Source organism: Actinomyces stomatis (assembly GCF_031292835.1).
Lineage (GTDB): Bacteria > Actinomycetota > Actinomycetes > Actinomycetales > Actinomycetaceae > Actinomyces > Actinomyces stomatis.
Genome location: NZ_JASPEP010000028.1, coordinates 1 through 21,278 on the forward strand (window position 1 = coordinate 1; position 21,278 = coordinate 21,278).

The 21,278-nt window shown below is 62.6% G+C and carries 15 protein-coding genes and 1 tRNA gene; 9 read left to right on the forward strand and 7 right to left on the reverse strand.

The features are described from left to right. Positions 1 to 1,279, forward strand: a 1,279-nt coding sequence (locus tag RIV12_RS11550; RefSeq protein ID WP_309324018.1) for an ATP-dependent helicase C-terminal domain-containing protein, incomplete at its 5' end; no start/stop codon positions are given. A 142-nt stretch (positions 1,280 to 1,421) separates the two neighbouring features. Here the strand turns inward: RIV12_RS11550 and RIV12_RS11555 are convergent. From RIV12_RS11555 to RIV12_RS11565, 3 genes are all read right to left on the reverse strand, one after another. Further along, positions 1,422 to 1,886, reverse strand: a complete 465-nt coding sequence (locus RIV12_RS11555) for a nuclear transport factor 2 family protein (RefSeq protein WP_075417485.1) — start codon at positions 1,884 to 1,886, stop codon at positions 1,422 to 1,424. Between the two features lie 128 nt (positions 1,887 to 2,014). Continuing rightward, positions 2,015 to 2,103, reverse strand: a tRNA-Ser gene (locus RIV12_RS11560). A gap of 105 nt (positions 2,104 to 2,208) precedes the next feature. Beyond that, positions 2,209 to 2,640 carry a nucleoside deaminase gene (locus RIV12_RS11565; protein ID WP_309324060.1) on the reverse strand — a complete coding sequence of 144 codons (432 nt, stop codon included), beginning with the start codon at positions 2,638 to 2,640 and terminating at the stop codon, positions 2,209 to 2,211. Positions 2,641 to 2,857: 217 nt separating this feature from the next. On the opposite strand from RIV12_RS11565, the gene betT reads away from it, so the two are divergent. After that, entirely contained in the window at positions 2,858 to 5,092 is a 2,235-nt protein-coding gene (gene betT, locus RIV12_RS11570) for a choline BCCT transporter BetT (RefSeq protein ID WP_309324020.1), read from the forward strand. A gap of 241 nt (positions 5,093 to 5,333) precedes the next feature. Here betT and RIV12_RS11575 read toward each other — a convergent pair whose 3' ends face one another. Further along, positions 5,334 to 6,197 carry an aldo/keto reductase gene (locus RIV12_RS11575; RefSeq protein WP_309324022.1) on the reverse strand — a complete coding sequence of 288 codons (864 nt, stop codon included), beginning with the start codon at positions 6,195 to 6,197 and terminating at the stop codon, positions 5,334 to 5,336. Between the two features lie 766 nt (positions 6,198 to 6,963). Here RIV12_RS11575 and upp point away from each other — a divergent pair. Then, the gene (gene upp, locus RIV12_RS11580; protein WP_309324024.1) at positions 6,964 to 7,602 is read left to right on the forward strand and encodes a uracil phosphoribosyltransferase; all 639 of its coding nucleotides are present in this window, start codon (positions 6,964 to 6,966) and stop codon (positions 7,600 to 7,602) included. 103 nt (positions 7,603 to 7,705) lie between these two features. Next, positions 7,706 to 9,742, forward strand: a complete 2,037-nt coding sequence (locus tag RIV12_RS11585) for a variant leucine-rich repeat-containing protein (protein ID WP_309324026.1) — start codon at positions 7,706 to 7,708, stop codon at positions 9,740 to 9,742. Here the strand turns inward: RIV12_RS11585 and RIV12_RS11590 are convergent. After that, on the reverse strand, positions 9,694 to 10,626 hold the full coding sequence (locus tag RIV12_RS11590) for an MT-A70 family methyltransferase (protein ID WP_309324028.1): 933 nt from the start codon (positions 10,624 to 10,626) through the stop codon (positions 9,694 to 9,696). The genes RIV12_RS11585 and RIV12_RS11590 overlap by 49 nt on opposite strands. A gap of 620 nt (positions 10,627 to 11,246) precedes the next feature. Here RIV12_RS11590 and RIV12_RS11595 point away from each other — a divergent pair. The 5 genes from RIV12_RS11595 to RIV12_RS11615 are packed head-to-tail and all read left to right on the forward strand — an operon-like array spanning position 11,247 to position 19,564. Then, positions 11,247 to 12,806 carry a type I restriction-modification system subunit M gene (locus tag RIV12_RS11595; protein ID WP_309324030.1) on the forward strand — a complete coding sequence of 520 codons (1,560 nt, stop codon included), beginning with the start codon at positions 11,247 to 11,249 and terminating at the stop codon, positions 12,804 to 12,806. Then, positions 12,803 to 14,011 carry a restriction endonuclease subunit S gene (locus RIV12_RS11600; protein ID WP_309324032.1) on the forward strand — a complete coding sequence of 403 codons (1,209 nt, stop codon included), beginning with the start codon at positions 12,803 to 12,805 and terminating at the stop codon, positions 14,009 to 14,011. The genes RIV12_RS11595 and RIV12_RS11600 overlap by 4 nt, the downstream gene beginning before the upstream one ends. Before the next feature lie 4 nt (positions 14,012 to 14,015). Beyond that, positions 14,016 to 14,957: a GIY-YIG nuclease family protein gene (locus RIV12_RS11605; protein WP_309324034.1), complete on the forward strand. Its 942-nt coding sequence runs from the start codon at positions 14,016 to 14,018 to the stop codon at positions 14,955 to 14,957. Further along, positions 14,954 to 17,995 (forward strand): type I restriction endonuclease subunit R, encoded by a 3,042-nt coding sequence (locus RIV12_RS11610; protein ID WP_309324036.1) that lies wholly within the window; start codon positions 14,954 to 14,956, stop codon positions 17,993 to 17,995. The genes RIV12_RS11605 and RIV12_RS11610 overlap by 4 nt, the downstream gene beginning before the upstream one ends. 21 nt (positions 17,996 to 18,016) lie before the next feature. Beyond that, the gene (locus tag RIV12_RS11615) at positions 18,017 to 19,564 is read left to right on the forward strand and encodes an RNA-directed DNA polymerase (RefSeq protein ID WP_309324038.1); all 1,548 of its coding nucleotides are present in this window, start codon (positions 18,017 to 18,019) and stop codon (positions 19,562 to 19,564) included. Positions 19,565 to 19,757: 193 nt separating this feature from the next. On the opposite strand, the gene RIV12_RS11620 is transcribed toward RIV12_RS11615, so the two are convergent. Together RIV12_RS11620 and RIV12_RS11625 are read right to left on the reverse strand one after the other, a co-directional pair. Further along, entirely contained in the window at positions 19,758 to 20,321 is a 564-nt protein-coding gene (locus RIV12_RS11620) for a hypothetical protein (protein WP_309324039.1), read from the reverse strand. Positions 20,322 to 20,588: 267 nt separating this feature from the next. Next, the gene (locus RIV12_RS11625; protein ID WP_309324041.1) at positions 20,589 to 21,278 is read right to left on the reverse strand and encodes a response regulator transcription factor; all 690 of its coding nucleotides are present in this window, start codon (positions 21,276 to 21,278) and stop codon (positions 20,589 to 20,591) included.

Sequence of the window (21,278 nt, forward strand, 5' to 3'; positions counted from 1 at the left end):
GCGCCCCGAGGACCCGGCCTCCGCGAGCGCAGACCCTGAGGCGCCGGGCGCCATGGGGGTGTCGGGCTCGCCGGCCACGGGCCGCGGCCGGCGGATCACGGGAAGACCCGGTGATCTCGGCGGGGGCGCTGCCGGGTCCGGGAGTGGTGAGGGCGCCGGGTCGGGTGACATGGAGGGTGACCTGGAGTCGGCAGTGGCGCTGGTGGCCGGGACGGCGCAGCCGCAGTGGATCGCGCGTCGTCGGGGGCCGGCTCCCCAGGCGGGCAAGGAGGCGCACTACGCGAGCGTCGCCGGGACCGGGCTGCGCCTGCCGGTGGGCTCGACGCTGGCGGAGTCCGAGTGGTTGGCGGTGGCCGGCGTGGACCTGACCGGTGGCCGCGGGGACGCACTCGTCCGGGCCGCGGCGCCCCTCGATGAGCCGACGGCCCTGGAGCTGGCCGGGGCCTGGCTGGCGGAGGAGGAGCGCACCGTCTGGGAGGGCAGGCGACTGCGCACTGAGCGCCTACGCCGCCTGGGGGCCATCACGCTCACCACCACCCCGGGGCCACCGCCGGGTCCGACGGAGGTGGCGGACGCCGTCGTCGCACGGGTGCGCGCTGAGGGGGCCGATGCCGGCCTGGACGTGCTGCCGTGGGATGAGGAGGCTCGCGGCCTGCGCGCCCGCCTGGCCCTGCTGCATGAGCACCTGGGTGAGCCCTGGCCGGATATGAGCGATGCGGCCCTGGCCGAGCGGGCCGAGGAGTGGTTGGCACCGGCGGTGATGAGCCTGGCCGGGCAGTCCGGCGGCTCGGGCGGGTCAGGGAGGTCAGGTGAGTCAGCGTCATCGGGCTCCGGGGGCCGGCGTTTCAGCCTGGAGCGGCTGGACGTGGCACAGGCGCTGCGGGCGCTGCTGCCGTGGCCGCAGGCGGCGCGCCTGGACGAGCTGGTGCCCGAGCGCCTTGAGGTCCCCTCGGGCTCACAGGTGCCGGTGGACTACACCGCGCTGGTCGGCGGCTCGGCCGACGCCGGGCGGGCGGGTCGGCCGGTGCTGGCGGTGCGGGTCCAGGAGTGCTTCGGGTGGGCGGCCACGCCGCGGATCGTTGAGGGCCGGGTGGCGGTGCTGCTGCACCTCCTGTCCCCGGCGCGCCGTCCGGTGGCGGTCACTGACGACCTGGCCTCCTTCTGGGAGCAGGGCTACCCGCAGGTGCGCGCCGAGATGCGGGGCCGCTACCCCAAGCACGCCTGGCCGGAGGACCCGTGGAACGCGCCCGCCACGAGGGGGACCGGACGGCGTCGGTAGGTGGGGGCGAAGCCCAGCCGGGGCCATCCGGGGACGGCGGGCGGTATGTGCCCAAACAGGCCGGCACCGTCACGGCACTACCAGCGCTTCCGACGCCCCTGGCCGGCTCACACGCTCTGAGAAACAACCGGTCCGGAGGACTTCACCAGGTGGAGGCGTCCAGGCGGCTGAAGCGGAAGCCGGTGGGGTTGCGCTCGGTGTCGGGGTCGGCGTCGGGCACGACGTATCCGACGATCTGAAGGTTCCAGGTGCCGCGCCCGCCCCACAGGGTGGCCGTGGTGCGGGTGCGGCCGCGCACCACCGGGAAGCCGGCGATCGTGTCCGCCTGGACGGAGATCACCTCGTGGGAGTGGTAGCGCATGGCGCCGTTGGCGATGTCGCCGAGCCACTCGACCTTGGGCTGGGGGTAGCCGGTCATGTGGGTCAGGACGCAGTAGTCGGTGAGCAGGGCGTCGATCGCCTTGGTGTCACCGGCGACCATAGCGTCGCACAGGAGTGAGTAGAGGTCGGCGGCTGCACGGGGCGCGATCTCGGAGGCGTGGGGGTGCGGGCGGACCTGAGTGCGGGAACGGGACAGGGGACGGGATTCGTGGGGGCGGCGACTCATAGGCTAAGAGTAAGGCCCGACGCCAAATATATGAGGGACCAAGAGCGCTCAGGCGGCCGGGCGGGGCGCCGAACGGGGAACGCGAAGGGCCCGCCGTACAGCGTGTGGCTGCTCGGCGGGCCCTCCCGTGGCGGTAGCGCTGGGATTCGAACCCAGGGTGGCTATGAACCACACAGACTTTCGAGATCTGCACCTTCGGCCGCTCGGACACGCTACCTCGTCCATGAGGTTACACGGACGTTGCCCTACTCCCCAATGCGACGTCCTGCGGTATCAGTCACGACCGACGTCGTTCTCATCTGGCCCGGTCGCCTGAGGTCCCTCAGCGGCGGTCGGTGAAGAAGGCGGTCAGGAGCTCCTGGGACTGCTGGGCGCGCAGGCCGGCGCGCACCTCGACCTGGTGATTGGCGCGGGTGTCGCGCACGACGTCGCGCACCGAGCCACAGGCCCCGGTCCGGGGCTCCCAGGCCCCCAGGACGAGTCGGGCCACCCGGGCCAGGACGATGGCGCCGGCACACATGGTGCACGGCTCGAGGGTGACCACGAGGGTGCAACCGTCCAGGTGGGAGTCGCCCAGTGCGGCACCGGCGGCGCGCAGGGCGCGGATCTCGGCGTGCGCCGTCGGGTCGCGCTCGGCCTCGCGGGCGTTGGCAGCCTCGGCCAGGACGGTCCCCTCCGGCGAGAGCACGACGGCGCCCACCGGTACCTCACCCGCCTCACCGGCGGTCCGGGCCAGCTCCAGGGCGCGAGCCATCGCGGAGTCCAGCAGTTGCGCAGAGGATGGAGGCGTCACGAGTTCATTATCTCGTTATAGGCTCCCGACGACATGCCCGGGCTCGGACAGCGCCCGCCCCCACCGGCCCCCGGCGCCCCGCTCCCGGTGTCGTGCGCGCCCCGAGGCCAGCACTCCCAACCCCATGAAGACCCCGTGAAGACCCCGTGAAGACCCCCATGAAGAACGGAGCAGGTCGGTGAGCCGGTCCCCCGAATCGAGCGATGAGAGCGAGTCCGCAGCAGGCGACCCCTCAGAGGGCTCCTCCCCGCCGGCCCCGTCGTCGGACCGGTTCTCAGTGCTGCGGCTCCCCAGCGGTTCCCTCCCCGGCGCACTGCTCGGCAAGCTGCCGGGCAAGCAGCCCTTCAACCCGGTGGTGTTCTTCGTGTCGGCCACCATCATCGCGATCGTCGCCCTGGCCGCGCTCGTCGCCCCCGACGTCGTCAAGAGCGCCTTCGGGGCCGCTGTGACCTGGACGAGCCGATGGTTCGGCTCCTTCTACATCCTGCTCATCACGGCCGCGCTGGTCTTCATCCTGGGCCTGGCCTTCTCCCGGTTCGGGCGCATCCGTCTGGGCCCGGACAACTCGACGCCGGATTTCTCCACCTTCGCCTGGACGGCCATGCTCTTCGCCGCCGGCATCGGCACCGAGATCCTGTTCTTCGCAGTCGCCGAGCCAGTCGACCAGTACGTGCACCCGCCCACCGGCGACGCCCAGGCCATCCCCCAGGCCGTCCGCGCCCGCGAGGCCATCGTCCTGTCCCTGTTCCACTACGGCATCTCCGGCTGGGGCCTGTATGCCCTGGTGGGCCTGGCCATGGCCTACTTCGCCTACCGACGCCGCGACACGCTCACGCTGCGCTCCACCCTGCGCCCGCTGCTGGGCCGGCACACCGAGGGCGTCATCGGTGACATCGTCGACGCCGCGGCGCTGGTCGGCGGGGTCTTCGGCATCGCGGCCTCGCTGGGGGTCGGCGTCGTCCAGCTGAACGTGGCCCTCAATATCCTGTTCGGGCTGCCGCAGGGCTTCCCCACCCAGATCGGGCTGACCGCCCTGGCCGTCGTCATGGCCACCGTCTCGGCCGTCTCCGGCGTCGACCGGGGCGTGCGCGTCCTGTCCACCATCAACGTGCTGCTGGCCATCGGCCTGGCCCTGTGGGTGCTCATCACCGGTGACGCCGCCTTCCTCATCGACGCGCTCATCGGCTCCATCGGCGACTTCTTCACCCGCTTCCCGCAGCTGACGCTGGAGACCTACGCCTACAACCGGCCCGACGACTGGCTCAACGCCTGGACCCTGTTCTTCTGGGCCTGGTGGATCGCCTGGGCGGCCTTCGTGGGCATGTTCCTGGCCCGCATCTCACGCGGCCGCACCATCCGCCAGTTCGTGCTCGGCAGCCTCCTGCTGCCCTTCTGCTACATCCTCATGTGGGTGACGATCTTCGGCAACCACGCCCTGGACCTGGTCATCCGCGGCAACGGCGAGTTCCGGGACATCACCCTGGAGCGACCCGAGCAGGGGCTGTACTGGATCCTGGAGCACCTGCCGGGACAGAAGATCCTCATCGCCCTGGCCCTGTTCGTCGGGATCCTCTTCTACGTCACCAGCGCCGACTCCGGCGCCCTGGTCATGGCCAACCTCTCCAGCCGCATCCGCTCGGCGCGCCAGGACGCCGCCCCCTGGCTGCGGATCTTCTGGGCCGCCCTGACCGGGATCCTCACCATCGCGATGCTCGTGGCCGGCGGCATCCCCATCCTGCAGCAGGCCACCATCGTCATGGCGCTGCCCTTCTCCGGGGTCCTCGTCCTCATCATGTACACCCTGTGGCGCTCCCTAAGCACCGAGGACACCTACAACCAGGCCCTGACCCAGGCCAACCGCAACCGCGCCCTGGGCTTCAACGGGTCGGCCGCGGGGCTGGAGCAGACGCCCTGGCGCGAGCGCCTGGCGCACACCCTCAACTCGGTGTCCCCCGACGAGGCCGGCAACGCCATGGAGCGACGCATCGTGCCGGCACTGGAGGCGGTGGCCACCGAGCTGCGCAAGGAGAACGTCTCCGCCGAGGTCTTCGTCGAGGGCCCCGAGGCACAGGACCCCGACGACGAGCGCACATTCCTGGGGCGCGCCAGCCTGGTGGTCTCCTCCCACCCGGCCACCAACAGCGGTGAGGAGCAGTCCAGCTCCATCGACTCCTTCCGCTACGTGGTGCGCATGGTGGTCACGCCGGTGCCCGCCTACGGCTTCGCCGTCCACGAGGCCGACGACCTCACGGTGCGCCTCGAGGTGCGCCCGCACAGCGGCGGCCAAGGCTACGACGTCGTCGACTGGAACTCCGACCAGGTGGCCCACGACGTCCTCGACCACTACGAGCGCTGGCTGGAGTACGTGGGCACCTCCGAGAAGAGTGAATCCCGGTTCTCACACCGGCTCTGACGCCCGCGTTCCCGCGCCCGCTCCGGCCCACCATCCCCCACCGTCTCCCGATCCGCCCCCAACGCTGACAGGGACATTCCGCGCGGCCGGGGGCTTCTTCTTCCGGACGGGGACATCCTGCGCGTGCGGGTGCGGGATTCCTGTCCCCGACGGCGTCGAACGCCCCCGCCCGGAGCGGGCCGCACCCGGCCGCGTCTAATGCCCCCGCCGGCAGTCGGCAGCGTCCGCAGGCGGCCGGAAGTCAGTCCTCCTCGACCGTGAAGGAGGCGAGGCGCTCCTGGAAGGCGGGGTCGTAGTGGTTGACGACGCCCTGTCCCTCGTCGAGGGCGGCGATGGCCCGCATGTCGGCGTCGTCGAGCTGGAAGTCGGTGACGTCGAGGTTGGTGACCATGCGCTCGCGGTGGACCGTCTTGGGGATGACGATAATGTCCAGCTGGATGAGGTAGCGCAGGGCCACCTGGGCGGCGGTCTTGCCGTACTTCTCACCGACCTCGGTGAGCACCGGGTGGGTGAAGATGTTGTTGCGGCCCTGGGCCAGCGGGCCCCAGGACTCCAGGGCGGTGCCGTACTTGGTGTACCACGTGCGGGTGTCGGTCTGCTGGTTGAAGACGTGGGTCTCCATCTGGTTGACGGCCGGAGGCACCTCGACGTGCTGCGCCAGGTCCACGAACCGGTCGGGGAAGAAGTTGGAGACGCCGATGGCGCGGACCTTACCGGCGGCCAGGGCCTTCTCCATGGCGCGGTAGGTGCCGTAATAGTCGCCGAAGGGCTGGTGGACGAGCAGCAGGTCGATGTAGTCGGTGCCCAGGCGGCGCAGGGAGCCGTCGATGGAGCGGGCGGCGCGTTCGTCCCCGGCGTTGGTGAGCCACACCTTGGTGGTGAGGAAGACGTCCTCGCGGGGCAGTCCGCAGGCGGCGACGGCCGTGCCCACACCCTCCTCGTTGCGGTAGGCCTGGGCGGTGTCGACGTGGCGGTAACCGACCTCGAAGGCCTCGAGCACAGCCCGCTCGGTCTCCTCCGGCGGGGTCAGGTAGACGCCGTAGCCGATCTGCGGGATGTCGACACCGTTGTTGAGAGTAATGGTGGAGGTGGAGCCGTTGGCCATGAGTTCTCCTTCGATGCATTCGGTGCCGGCAACTTAGCCCCGCAGGCGGGTGCGACGTCAGACCCTTTCGCCCCCGGCCCAACCGGCGTGCGCGGGCCGTCCTGGTCCGGCCGCGCCCCGAACCTGAGCCCGGCCCCCGGGGCCGAACCCGGCCATACGCCCGAGCCTGAACCTGGTCGCACTCAGGCCTGAGCTCGGACACATCCCGGACCCGAACCTGGACACACCTCGGGCCTGCGCTCGGCCGCCGACGGGGACATCCTGCGCGGTCGGGGACTCTTCCCTACAACCGGGGGCATCTCACGCGTACGGGGACAGGATTCCTGTCCCCGGCGGCGTCGAACGTCCCCGCCTGGAGCGGTCTGCACCCGGCCGCGTGGAATGTCCCCGGCCGCATTGAACAGGGGAGTCTGGCGGCGGATGCATTACTCGGGGGAGGGCGTTTTGAGTCTGGGACTGGTTGTAGTCAGGGAGTGCATCGGGATCCAGTGACCCATAGAGGGACCGAACCGGCCCCACGGCGAACCCGATGTCCAAATCGGTGACAAAGGGCTTGGGCAGAGTGAAACGGGCGAAATGAAACCGCATGATTCCGCGGTTCTGTTGAAGGAGTGAAGAACGCAGGGGCTCCTTAGTCACCGATTTGGACACAACATGGCCGGCGCTGCTTCCAGCCCGCCGGGGCGACGTGGTCACGCCGTGAGCGAGGACGAGGCCGACGCGCGTTGTGACGGTGCGGACCGGGCTGCGGGATTAGGCTGTCCCCATGCGCCTCCACGTTGCCGATCACCCCCTCATCGACCACAAACTCTCCGTCCTGCGTGATGAGAGGACGCCGTCGGCGGTCTTCCGCCAGCTGGTGGACGAGCTCGTCACCCTGCTCGCCTACGAGGCCACCCGCGAGGTGCGCACCGAGGAGGTGGAGATCCGCACCCCCGTGGCGTTGGCCCAGTGCCACCGCCTGGCCGACCCGCGGCCGATCGTGGTGCCGATCCTGCGCGCGGGTCTGGGGATGCTCGAGGGCATGACCCGCCTGCTGCCCACGGCGGAGGTCGGCTTCCTGGGGATGAAGCGCGATGAGGACACCCTGGAGGTGGAGATCTACGCCAACCGCCTGCCCGACGACCTCTCGGGCCGGCAGTGCTTCGTCGTCGACCCCATGCTCGCCACCGGCCACACCCTCGTGGCCGCCATCGACTACCTGCTTGAGCGCGGGGCGCGCGACGTCACCGCGCTGTGCCTCATCGCCGCACCCGAGGGGGTCAAGACGCTGGAGGAGGCGGTCGGCGAGCGCGCGAACGTGACGGTGGTGACCGCCGGGGTGGACGAGCGGCTCAACGAGCACGCCTACATCGTGCCCGGTCTCGGCGACGCCGGGGACCGCCTTTACGGCATCGTCGACTGACTCGCCCTGTCCCCGTCTGACCGCATCATTTCAACGGCGCAGTTGGAGGCCGATGCTCCCATTCTGTGACCCAGGACCATAGATTTCGTTAGGCTCGGGAAGCATGACGACGGGGCATTCACCTTCTTCCGGCGACTACGACGCAACGACAGCGCTCAGCAGGTTCGCCTCACCGCAGGACCTCGAGCGGATCGCCGAGACCCGTCCGGACCTGCACTCGATTCTGGCGACCAACCCGTCGCTCCCACCCCGGGCCCGCGAGATACTGGAGCGGTCCGACGACGCCGTCGTCCAGGAGGTGCTGGCACGTCAGGCCGGTCGTGGCGGTCAGCCCGTGCAACCGACGCAACCTCCTATCCCCGGCGAGGTCGGCCCGATGGCGCCGACGATGGCGGTGGGGACAGCGGGGGCACCGCCCCAGCAGCCGACTCCCGCCGGTTCCGGATACGCTCAGGTTCCTCAGGGGTATGGCGGTCACCAGCCGGGTGCGCCCAGCACGGCGCCGCAGAGGGCCTCGCTTCAGGGACCCGCCCCTCAGTGGCACGGAAGCACGGCACCCCAGTCCCCGCAGGGCCCGCTCCCGCAGGCCGCTCAGGCGGCCCAGCCCGTCGCGCCGCCGCCGGCCGCCGAGGCGTATTCGGCGTCCTCGCTGCAGTCGGCGGCCCAGCCCGTGGACCAGCAGACGGCGATGCCGCCCGGGGTGCCGAGTGGGGCGCCCTCGGGATACGGAGCGGGCCAGGCGTATGACCCGGGCCAGGTTTACGGTCCGAGCCAGCCGGCAGCACCGGCTTACGGGGCACCGATGTATGCGCCACCGGCTCAGGCTCCGAGGAAACGCCGTCTGCTCAAGGTGGTCGCTGTCGTTCTGCCGATCATTCTCGTCCTGGGCGCTGGAGGCGTGGCCGCCTGGTACTTCCTGGGGCGCCGCGACGTTTCCTTGGCCTCTCCGTTCGTGTCCCCATCAGAGGCATGGACGAAAGGCGCAGACAAGGCTTGGAGCGCCGATGTCGCAGCCAACAAGGAGCCCTATGTGGTCGGCGGTCATTTCCTCCTACTCGACAAGTCCGACGGCACTCTGACCGGCTACACGCCTCTGGACGACAATATGAAGGAGGCATGGCAGGCGAACCTCGACGACGAGGACCTGACATCCATCTCCCGTCCCACGCCGGGCTTTCAGACCTGGGGCGACAACACGCTCGTCTACAAGTCGTCCCTCATCGATATGAAAACTGGAAAAATTTCTTCAGCCCCTTGGAAAGAGGGGAAGTCAGCGATTATCGCCGACAACATCGCCATCTCCTGCAATTCGAGCGACAATTGCACCGCCTGGGACTCCCCGGCGAAGCAGAAGTGGACACGTAAGATCCCCGGGACTGGAGAGATGTCCTCCAAAACCTACTATCGCAATGATTCCACCCTTACCAGAGGAGGTCGGCGCTACGCCTGGGTGTACAACGCCATCATCAACATCGACAACGGCGAGACACTCATCCTGGGCGGAGGCTCCAAGGTCGACTCTGACCTCACCAGCACCTTCTTCAAGGATGGTTGGGGGACCTTCGAGATAAAGAATGGCGAGTCCGAGGCTGACGACACTGCTAGCGATTCACCATGGTCAACCACGTACAAAGTGACGATATACGACTTTACGGGCAAGAAGCGGAGCAGCTTCACCGAGACAATCACATTGGGCGAACAAGTTGTCATAGGCGAGAGCGAGCTCATCACCGCCGAGGAGTACCGCACGTACTTCAAGGACCAGGACTACAGCAAAGCAAAACTGACATCAAAAGTCAACGCGAATGGGTGCATCACGAAACTCAAACCGAAAGACAGAAAGCCTATCAGCATCCAGCCACCCGACAACAGTAGCGGCTTATCCTACGACTGGATTTCACCATCCTGCGCATCCGTCGCAACAAGCCCTCAGGGCAGTGACATCGTTAGATTGGCAACATTGGGCCGTGGTGACATCAACGGGCTGACTATGCTTATGAACATCAAGACCGGCGAAGAGATCACCTTCAATGGGATCGACTGGAAAAACGGAGACTCGCTCATCATCGCCAAGCCCGACCTCATCATCGGCTACGACAAGGATGACGGCAAGGTCATCGGCTTCAAACCCGCCTCCTGAGACGACGCAGAGCCAATCGAGACGGTGCTGTCGAATGCATTCCGCGCTACTTTCTTAGGACGCCCTCGCCCACGTAGCACCACGCCAGCCTTGGCCAAGAGGCTCCGTACCCGAGTGATGGAGTAACCCGACTGTGTCGAAATCTGCTGAACCGACGCCCCCTTCAGATATTCATCAGCCATGATCTGGGCGACTCGATCCGAGAGCCAGTCACTCATCCGCTCATGTGGCTCCAGATGCGGCAAGGAGTCGATCTTGCCGCCTCCGTACCCCCGCTGAGCCTTACCCTGCGGCGCTACTTCTTCATCCGACTCATTGCCCCACACGGACCACCCCGGTCGCGCGTAACGGGCGAACATCTCCAGGTACGGCCCCGGCGAGCACGACTCAATGAGGTCATACTGCTCGTCAGGCTTGCGGCTGTGCTCACGCTTGCGCGTCTCGATCATATTGACCGTCGAGCGACCAGGTGCCAACGTCCTCATCGAACCCTTGACACCGAACAGGATCGGCTCAGTGACATTGCGGAAGTAGAAGCCGACGCCACGACCGTCCGGCCCGCCGTCCTTCCGCCGCTTCGCCCAAATGATATTCGAGACATAGCGGAAGCCCCACGCCTGCATCACCTCCAGGCCCTCAGGAAGCAAGGCGTTGGGAACCCACAGATATAGGTGGGCGTTCGTTGCGACCACATCGCTAACAGGAAGCTCCTTGATCTCCCCAAGAGACATCGTCCCGTACCTCCCCAAGCGACGGTGCTCGGGAGCGACCTTGCCGGTTCGATTAGTGAACCGCCACGGAGGGTCGGCCAGAACGGTCTGGAATCCTCCTTCCACCGTGGGAAGTGGAGCGATTTCCGCAGAGGATCCCAGAGCCTTGGACACCCCCTAGGTGTACCAGAAAAAGATCTGGTTTGTCACTCATAGATCTTTCTCTGTGAGTGACCCCCGTTCCCCACTCCCTATTTCTTCAATCCGGGCTCTCGAGCGGTTCCCCACCGGAGCCGGGCAGGACTGGCGCAGGTCGAGCACCTTCACAGCAGCCTGAGGCGACCATGCCTACACCGCCGGCGGGGACATTCCACGCGGCCGTGTGCCGTCCGCTCCAGCCGGGAACAGCCCACGCGTTCGGGGACAGGATTCCCGTCCCCGACGGCGTCGAACGTCCCTACCCGCACAGAAATGTCCCCGCTGGCGTCACATGTCCCCCGACCATGAGTGGGTGCACTCGCACAGATCGCCCCGCTCGCCGAGCCTCCGGCGACCGGCACGCCGGCCTTCCCAACCATCGCAGATCGGCCATCGGCAGAAACAAGCGGCCCCGCACCTCAGGTGATGGGCCGTCGGAGTATGCGCACCGGTCCAAGCCCGGTGCTCGTTGTCTGTCGACGAGTGTAGTCCCCCATCCTCCCAACGCCCCGACCTCTGCACATGGTCATCGGACGTCCTCAGTTGGTGGGATACTTCTGCCCGATCCCCCATCCTGACGACGAAGAGGCCGACTGTTGAGCAAAGAGACTGAGCGCGATGCGCTTCACCGTGCGATCTGGCGAGTTGCCAACGACCTGCGCGGGAGCGTGGACGGTTGGGACTTCAAGGCCTACGTTCTGGGCTTTCTTTTCTACCGGTTCATCTCCGAGAACCTCACCGAGTACATCAACGCCGGCGAGCGCGAGGCCGGGGACCCGGACTTTGACTACCGCTTCCTGTCGCACGCCGACGCCGAGGGCGCCCGCGACGGCATCATTGAGGAGAAGGGCTTCTTCATCGCCCCGGGGGACCTGTTCGACAACGTGCGCGAGCGGGCACCGCGCGATGAGAACCTCAACGAGACCCTCTCGCGCATCTTCAAGAGCATTGAGGCCTCCGCGACCGGCACGGGCTCGGAGTCGGATCTGCGCGGCCTGTTCGACGACGTGGACGTCAACTCCACCAAGCTGGGCCGCACGGTGGCCCAGCGCAATGACAAGCTCACGCGGCTCATGCAGGCGATCGGGGACCTGGACCTGTCCTACGGGGAGTCCTCGATCGACACCTTCGGCGACGCCTACGAGTTCCTCATGACGATGTACGCGTCGAACGCGGGCAAGTCGGGCGGCGAGTTCTTCACGCCGCAGGAGGTCAGCGAGGTACTGGCCCGCATCACGGTGATGGGCAAGAAGAGTGTCAACCGCGTCTACGACCCGGCCTGTGGCTCGGGCTCACTGCTGCTGAAGTTCGCGAAGGTCCTCGGTAAGGATAACGTGCGAGGTGGGTTCTTCGGCCAGGAGATCAACCTGACCACCTACAACCTGTGCCGGATCAACATGTTCCTCCACGATATCAACTTCGCTGACTTCAGCATCGCCCACGGGGACACGCTCACCGACCCAGCGCACTGGGACGATGAGCCCTTCGAGGCGATCGTCTCCAACCCGCCGTACTCGACGAAGTGGATCGGTAAGGACGACCCGGCTCTCATCAACGACCCTCGCTTCTCCCCGGCGGGCGTGCTGGCCCCGAAGTCGAATGCAGATCTAGCTTTCACCATGCACATGCTGTCCTGGTTGTCGGTGGATGGGACGGCAGCTATCGTCGAATACCCAGGGATCCTCTACCGAGGCCATGCGGAAGCCAAGATTCGCCAGTACCTGGTGGAAAACAACTACGTCGATACCATCATTCAAATGCCGTCAAATCTGTTCTTCGGGACGACAACCGACACGTGCATCATCGTGCTTAAGAAGTCCAAGCAGGACAACAGCGTCCTGTTCGTGGACGCCTCGAAGCAGTTCGTGCGGGAGGGCAACAAGAACAAGCTCTCGACGGTGAACCAGGAGATGATCCTGGAGACACTCGCCAAGCGCGTCGACGTCGAGCACGTGGCGGCACTGGTAGGCGCGGATGCGATCAGGGAAAACGGTTTCAACCTGTTAGTGACCTCCTACGTAGAGGCGGAAGACACCCGCGAAAAGGTCGACATCGTGGAACTCAACGCCCAGATCAAAGAGATCGTCGAGCGGCAGGCGGTGCTGCGGGCGAGCATTGATGAGATCGTCGCCGATCTCGAAGGCGGTGCCCGGTGAGCCGCATCGACGACCTCATCCGAGACCTCTGCCCAGACGGCGTTGAGTACAAGTCGCTTGGCGAAGTTGCCAGGTACTCTCCCCGAAAAGTGTCCGCTGAAGATTTAAACTCAACGACCTTTGTTGGAGTCGATAACCTAGTCTCACACAAAAAAGGTCGAACCGACGCGACACACACCCCCAACACTTCGACACTTACAGCCTATTCTCCTGGCAGCATCCTCCTGGGCAACATTCGCCCATACCTCAAGAAAATATGGCTAGCAGACCGCACAGGAGGTTGCAGCGGGGATGTACTGGCAGTCGAAATCAACGACCAGCACCCAAAACAGCTTGAACCAAGGTTTCTGTACTACGTTCTTTCAAGCGACTCATTCTTTACATTCGATCAGCAGAATGCTAGAGGCGCAAAAATGCCTCGCGGCAATAAAAAAGCGATCTTACGCTACCCAGTTCCAGTTCCACCACTGGAAGTTCAGCATGAGACCACGAGGATACTAGACAAGTTCACACAGCTGGAGGCGGAGCTGGAGGCGGAGCTGGAGGCTCGCCAACACCAGTATAACTACTACCTCGACGAACTTCTGAGTTTTAAGGGCGACTCAAGTATACCCTGGCTCCCCCTGTCTCAACTCGGCACCTTCCATCGTGGCAAACGTTTCGTCAAGACCGATTACTCCGACCACGGCGTCCCCTGCATTCATTATGGTGAAATCTACACCAGATACGGAGTGTCGACATCATCTGTCGGGAGCAATCTTGAGGAATCACTTCGCCAGAAACTTCGCTTCGCTCAACCAGGGGATGTCATTCTTGTTGATGTCGGAGAAGTGGTTGATGATGTCGGTCGCAGCGTAGCCTGGATCGGAGATGAACCTGTTGCTATTCACGACCACAGTTACGCGTTCCGCAGCACTTTGAACCCCACATTCGTTTCCTATGTGATGCGCACCGACTGGTTTAGACGCCAGAAGGCAAAACACATCGCAAGGACGAAGGTGAAGACTCTTCTACTCGAAGGGTTTTCGAAAATCCAGATACCTACACCGCCACCCGTCGAGCAGGATCGAATCGTCGAAAGACTCAATCAGTTTGACGCCCTCGTCAATGACCTGACCTCCGGCCTCCCTGCCGAGATCGAAGCTCGTCGCAAGCAGTACGAGTACTACCGCGATCGCCTCCTCACCTTCCCTGAAAAGAAATGATCCCATGAGTGGAAAGCACATCGAGCTCTTTCTTGTTGACGGGGAGCCCGGCGGCATCACAACCGCAAACATCTCGGGCTGGACAGGCCATATCCTTAGCGGACCCCGTACAGCCCTTAGTCGCATCCTCGCTCGAGAAGAGGCTCACCGCAACGGAGTCTACCTCCTCCTGGGTGACGACCCTGATGCAATCGAGAGCGTCGCCTGCTACATCGGGAAAACTGAGGACTTCTCCGCCCGATTCCGTCAGCACGATCGTCAGAAGACCTGGTGGAACCGGGCCATCCTCGTCAGCAGCCGTGACGACTCCTTCAACGAAGGGCACTGGGGCTACCTTGAGGCCCGACTTGTCGAGATCGCCAACACCGCCAAGCGCTGTTCGCTGCCCGACAACACCCAAACACCGCAGCCGCGAAAGCTCTCGGAGGCTCAGCAATCCGACGCTGAGGTATTCCTCGAGCAGATTCGTGGCGTCCTTCCAGTCCTTGGAGTCAACATTCTACGTGGCACTCACAGGCCTCCTGACCAACAAATACCTCCGCCAGATATCGACTCCCCGATTTTCACGCTCACTGTCCCTAAGCGCGGCATCAAAGCCAGGACTCGCGTTGTCGGGTACGAGTTCATCATGCTTGAGGGCTCCCGCGTCGTCGGAGAATGGAGTAATGAGGGCAGTATGCCAAGCACCCGAAGATCCTACGAATCCCTCTACGCTCAACATACCAAACTCGTCGATGACGGAAGTATCACTGTCGAGGGAACGATCGGCACTCTTACACGGGACACCCCTTCTCCTCACCATCCGCCGCCGGCTACTCCTGTAACGGCCGTATCGTCTGGAAATGGACAGGAGGCACCTATGGTGACTGGGAGAACCTGGACCTCGATCCCACAGTCACAATCACAGCAGAGTCTCTCCAACCCTGACGAAAGCATCCTCCGATGACCATTCGTGAAGCCTCAGCCATCGGCGTCGAACCGGTTGTTCTCACCAGTGAGAGCACCGTCGTCGGCCTCTATGAGCCCGTGGAGACCGACCGTACCGGATACCAGTCAGAAGCCGAGTTGGAGGCGGCCTTCATCCGCCAGCTGCAGGCCCAGGCCTACGAGTATGTCTCCTTCACCAGTGAGGACGAGCTCGTCGCCAACCTGCGCACCCAGCTCGAAATCCTCAACGACTACACCTTTACCGATGAGGAGTGGGAGCGCTTCTTCGCCCAGTCGATCCGCACCCGCTCAGGCGGCGGGGACGAGATCGCAGAGAAGACCCGCCGCATCCAGGAGGACCATGTGCAGGTCCTCATCCGGGACAACGGCGAGTCCAAGAACATCCGGCTTATCGACAAGCAGCACATCCACAACAACCGCCTGCAGATCACCAACCAGTACGTCGTTGAGACCGGCGCCCACCACACCCGTTACGACGTCACCGTCCTCGTCAACGGCCTGCCGCTGGTGCACATCGAGCTCAAGCGCCGCGGCGTGCCCATCCGCGAGGCCTTCAACCAGATCAACCGCTACCAGCGCGACTCCTTCTGGGCGGGTGCCGGCCTGTTCGGCTACGTCCAGATCTTCGTCATCTCCAACGGCACCCACACCAAGTACTACTCGAACACCACCCGGTTCGACCACGTCACCGAGTCGACGCATGAGAAGCGCGAGTCCAAGGCCGCCAACTCCGACTCCTTCGAGTTCACCTCCTGGTGGTCTGACGCCGCGAACAAGCCGATCATGGACCTGGTCGACTTCACCCGGACCTTCTTCGCCAGGCACACGCTGCTGGCCCTGCTGACTCGCTACTGCATCTTCACGACTCAGAAGAAGCTGCTGGTCATGCGGCCCTATCAGATCGCCGCAACCGAGGCGATCCTCCAGCGAATCCTCACGGCGTCGGCCAACAAGCAGACCGGCACCGTGGCCGGCGGTGGGTACATCTGGCACACCACCGGCTCGGGCAAGACCCTCACCTCTTTCAAGACCGCCAAGCTGGCTGCCGGGATGGAGGGGATCGACAAGGTCATCTTCGTCGTCGACCGCAAGGACCTGGACCACCAGACCATCAAGGAGTACAACCGCTTCGCCGATGGGACGGTCTCCGCCAACCAGTCCACCAAACAACTGAGCAGGCAGATCAACGACCCAGACACGCGCATCATCGTCACCACGATCCAGAAGCTTTCCAACTTTGTGGGGCGCAACCGCAAGCACGCCATCTACACCGGGCACGTCGTCCTCATCTTCGACGAGTGCCACCGCAGCCAGTTCGGAGACATGCACACGGCCATCACCAAGGCCTTCCGCGACTACCACCTCTTCGGGTTCACGGGCACGCCGATCTTCGCGGCAAACTCCGGCTCCAGCGGGAATGTCCAGCTGCGCACTACTGAGCAGGCCTTCGGCGACCAGCTGCACACATACACGATCGTGGACGCGATCCGGGACAAGAACGTGCTGCCGTTCCGCATCGACTACATCGACACGATCAAGATGCCCGACGCCGTGCGCGACGCGGAGATCAGTGCCATCGACACTGAGAGGGCACTGTTGGCGCCCGCGCGGCTGGCCCAGGTGGTGGGCTATATCCGCGAGCACTTCGACCAGAAGACGCAGCGCAACTCTTACTACACGCTGGGGCAGAAGCGGGTGCGGGGCTTCAACTCGCTGTTCGCGACGGCGTCGATTCGGGCGGCACGCGCCTATTACATGGAGTTCAAGCGGCAGCAGGAGGGGCTGACCGCGGACCGGCGCCTGAGCGTCGGCATCGTCTACTCCTACGCTCCCAACGCCGATGCGCCCGGTGAGACGCTGGCCGATGAGGCCGTGGACCCCTCGCAGCTGACCGCCGACGACCGCGCCTTCCTCGATGATGCGATCCGCGACTACAACGCGCAATTCGGTACCGCCTACGACACGAGCGCTCAGGGTTTCGAGGGCTACTACGAGGACATCTCCCGGCGGCTGGCGGAGCAGACGATCGACCTGGTCATCGTGGTCAACATGTTCCTCACCGGGTTCGACTCCAAAACGCTCAACACCCTGTGGGTGGACAAGTCGCTGCGCACGCATGGGCTCATCCAGGCGTTTTCGCGCACGAATCGGATCCTCAACTCGGTCAAGACCTACGGCAACGTGGTCTGCTTCCGGGACCTCCAGGAGGAGACCGATGAGGCCATCGCCCTGTTCGGCAACAAGGCCGCCGGCGGGCTGGTGCTCCTCAAGCCGTACAAGGAGTACCTGGAGGACTACCTGGAGAAAATCAACGAACTGCTGGCAAGGTTCCAGCCGGGACAGTTGATCGCCTCTGAGGTCGAGCAGAAGGAGTTCATCCGGCAGTTCGGGAAGATCCTGAGGCTGCGCAACATTTTGGCGAGCTTTGACGACTTCGAGGACGACGACGTCATCGGCGAGGCCGAGTTGCAGGACTACCGCAGCGTGTACGTGGATCTGTATGCCGAGATGCGACGGGCGGCTGACGTAGAGAAGGAGGTGGTCAACGACGACCTCGTTTTCGAGATCGAGCTGGTCAGGCATGTGGAGGTGGGCGTCGCCTACATCCTCATGCTGGTGGAGAAGCACCGCGAGGAGGCGGGCGACGGCGAGGACAAGGAGATCCCGGTGGAGATCCGCCGGGCGGTGATGTCTAGTCCCAGCCTGCACAACAAACGGGACCTCATTGAGGAGTTCGTGCACGCAGTGTCCGCCTTCGGAGACGTGGAAGAGCAATGGCGGGCTTTCATCGAGCAGCGGCGCAGCGAAGAGCTGGCAGCGATCATCCGCGACGAGAATCTGCGCGAGGGACCGACGAAGGCACTAGTGGAGGCGGCCATGCGGAACGGGTACGTGCCCACTGAGGGCACCGCGATCACAAGGATCCTGCCGCCCACCCCAAGGTTCCGCAGTTCTACCGGCGAAAGCCACGACGAGAAGAAGCGCCGCGTCCAAGCCGCTCTGGCCGCCTATGTTGAGCGGTTCCGAAACCTGTAACGAACTTTAAGGAGATGAATCATGACGTCAATAATCGAACTAAAATCACCAGAGGCCAAGAAAGCCCTGATGAGATCATCATCTTTTTCTCGAATTCCGATACCTCCATACTTCGACTTTGCAGAGCTTCTAAGTAGAACTTCTGACGCCATGCGCAACTCCGGGGGAACCCGAAAACAATACCAAAGCGGAGATCCTAAAATCCGAGACGTCGAAAACGTAAATTATCTGCTAATATCAAATAAAGGCGCCGACCTCTCCTGGCGGCCATTCACTTTAATTCATCCGGTACTTTACCTTGAGTTGGTGGAACTAATTACTGAGCCAACAAACTGGGAGAGCATTACAGGTCGTTTTAAGGTGTTTTCTCATATACCTAAAGTAAAGTGTTGCTCGCTACCAAGGGTTGAAAATTCGGTTCAGGCTGCAACCGAATCCTCAGTGCTTGACTATTGGAGTCAGTTTGAACAAGAATCGATAGCGAAATCCTTGGAATACAAATACATAACCACAACAGACATAGCAAACTGCTACGGCTCCATTTACACTCACACACTTTCATGGGCTCTCCACGGTAAAACTGCGGCAAAGAATAATCGAGGGAGGCAGAAAATATTTCTTTTGGGCGACGAGATTGACAGGCTACTTCAAGACATACAGTACGGTCAAACGAATGGAATCCCTCAAGGTAATATAATTTCTGATCTAATCGCAGAAATCATACTTGGCTACGCAGATGAACTACTGCAGATTGAGGTAGAAGGAAGGCCGTCCTCACCCAGTCGAACAAAGATCAACTTTGAGATACTGCGTTATCGCGACGACTATCGGATCTTCACTAACTCTCAGGAAGATGCTAGAGAGATCTTATTGGCTTTGACTAATGTTCTCCGATCAATTAACATGCGTTTAAACCAGGCAAAGACCCTAATCTCCGACGATATCATATCGTCCTCGATCAAACCCGACAAGGCTGCACTGATTAAGCGCGGATTTCCGGAAGTCTTCCCAAGAGGAGGGCCACAAAAGAAACTCCTCGCTATCCGCCAGTTTGGACTAGAGTACCCCAACAGCGGAGGACTTATGCGGCTACTTGCTGAGTTTCGAAAGAATATGCCAAACGCATCGATGGCAAGCAGTCAATATACAGACATCGGAACTTTAATAGCAATCACAGTCAGTATCATGTTGAAAAACTCAAGAACTTATCCTCAGTGCATGGGTATACTTTCACACCTATTTAGTTCGCTAGACTCTAATGACATAGAAAAACAGGTTGAGCTTATAGTAGAACGGATGTCAGAAGTTCCAAATACGGGATACTTCGATCTATGGATGCAGAGGGCAATAGGTCCTCTGGGAATCCATCCCGATTATCAAGAGATGCTGTGCCATCATGTCTCGAAGCGAAGTCACGAACCGGAGCATCAACTCTGGGATAATTTATGGGTTAAGCCTGCGATCGCTAAAGTTGTAGCCGACACGCCTATCGTAGCGAAGGACGCGCTAGCCTCACTTTCTCCTATAATTCCGGTAAACGAGACAGAGATCTTCATAGACCAGTACTGAGTTACAAACCAGGGCGGGACCGCAGGTTTTTCTAGCTACGTAGCCAAAGCGCGATCAGATCCATACTTGTTATCAAACATAATCAACAGTTATGTCCCACGAGTGCGGGTACATAATGAATACACTCAGTGAAATTTAATACCCCCGCCCTCGACGATGCTTAATCTTTGGTTCAAGCGCATAAATGCACTATTCAATAATCTGATTTCAAGACGCCAACCATCTGTGAGAGGTTTGCATAACTAAGTTGATGATTAATAAAATCACCCTTGTTTCGCGTTTTGCAAAACTGTTCTGCGCCATGGCACAAAGCCTTGCAGAGATCAACTATATTCAATCTAACTCGCTTGACCGTAACAGCGTCGTGCCCCGCAATGCTGTAAATCGTTCTTCCATAACTGTCGCTACCCCCCACAATCGGCCGAAACTCGAAACTGCAGCCTTCATTGCCACTCACAATTATTGATTTCGCTTCAATCTGACTATTTCCCTCGTGAAGGAATTTGCAACGTAGCGAATAGCACATATCACCGTCAAAGTATGATTCAGACACCTCACCCTCAGGAGTGAACTTTTTAGCATAGTTGACGAGGATGTGGTCATTAAACCAAGCTACATATCGTTTACTCGACTTCTTCCGACACTCTGGGTGCTCGACAAGCCCACAGATGTCTGGGATTGTCAGAGCCAAGACTAACGCAGCACGATAATATCCTGAGTCCAGGCAGCGGCGCACTTCTGAAATAACAGCATCCACAACAATTCCCCTATCTTCAACATAATGTTGAAAACTACTTAGAACGGGCAACAAATATCGCCCTACAAACCCATTCTTTTAGGTCGTTCACTAAGGCTAGCACCGCAGCCCCGAGAAGTTCAACACCCAAATTCGCCATCAGGAGTCACCAAACCGTTTTAATGAAGTTTGCAAAATTAACGCGTAACATTTCTATGCGAGCCTGCCCGTTGCGCGCCTCGACTAATTCAGCTCAAATCGAGATTTTCATCGATTCACTATCATCGATTAACCGCTCTTGTACCAGGCGACGGCGATCTGGACGCGGTCGCGCAGGTGGAGCTTGGCCAGGATGCGGCTGACGTTGCGGCGCACGGAGGCAGGCTGCAGCACGAGCCGCTCGGCGATCTCCTCGTTCGACATCCCCTCCGCAATGAGCCGGGCCACGTCGAGCTCCCTGGGTGTCAGCGCCCCAAACCTCTCCCGCAGCCCCTTGCGCTGCGCACCGGACAGCGCCCGCGGAACCCCACGCGCAATGAGCTCCTTGGTGACGCGCGGCGTGAGCACGGCATCGCCCTGCGCCACCGCCCGCACTGCTTGAGCCAGCTGCGCAGCGCGTACGTCCTTGAGCAGGAACCCCGAGGCCCCCACCTCCAGTGCCCCGAAGGCGTAGTCGTCCTCGTCGTAGGTGGTCAGCACCAGCACCTTCACTGTCGGGAACCGCCGCGCCATAGCCCGGGTCGCGCTGATCCCGTCCATGCCCGGCATGCGCACATCCATGAGCACGACGTCGGGCAACCCCGTTGACCGGTTCAGCTCCTCCAGGGCCTCCAGCGCCTCCTGCCCGTCACCGGCCTCTCCCACCACGCGCAGATCCGGCGCCTTACGGATCATGAGTGCCAGCCCCAGGCGCGCATAGCGCTGGTCGTCCACGATCATGACCGACGTCGGCCTCAGCCCCTCCGATCCCGAGCCCAC

What these genes read in the sequence shown, in the direction of transcription:
- RIV12_RS11555 (WP_075417485.1), bottom strand. Translation starts at nt 1,886, where the DNA reads ATGAGTCGCCGCCCCCACGAATCCCGTCCCCTGTCCCGTTCCCGCACT.
- RIV12_RS11565 (WP_309324060.1), bottom strand. Translation starts at nt 2,640, where the DNA reads ATGGCTCGCGCCCTGGAGCTGGCCCGGACCGCCGGTGAGGCGGGTGAG.
- RIV12_RS11575 (WP_309324022.1), bottom strand. Translation starts at nt 6,197, where the DNA reads ATGGCCAACGGCTCCACCTCCACCATTACTCTCAACAACGGTGTCGAC.
- upp (WP_309324024.1), top strand. Translation starts at nt 6,964, where the DNA reads ATGCGCCTCCACGTTGCCGATCACCCCCTCATCGACCACAAACTCTCC.
- RIV12_RS11585 (WP_309324026.1), top strand. Translation starts at nt 7,706, where the DNA reads ATGACGACGGGGCATTCACCTTCTTCCGGCGACTACGACGCAACGACA.
- RIV12_RS11605 (WP_309324034.1), top strand. Translation starts at nt 14,016, where the DNA reads ATGAGTGGAAAGCACATCGAGCTCTTTCTTGTTGACGGGGAGCCCGGC.
- RIV12_RS11610 (WP_309324036.1), top strand. Translation starts at nt 14,954, where the DNA reads ATGACCATTCGTGAAGCCTCAGCCATCGGCGTCGAACCGGTTGTTCTC.
- RIV12_RS11615 (WP_309324038.1), top strand. Translation starts at nt 18,017, where the DNA reads ATGACGTCAATAATCGAACTAAAATCACCAGAGGCCAAGAAAGCCCTG.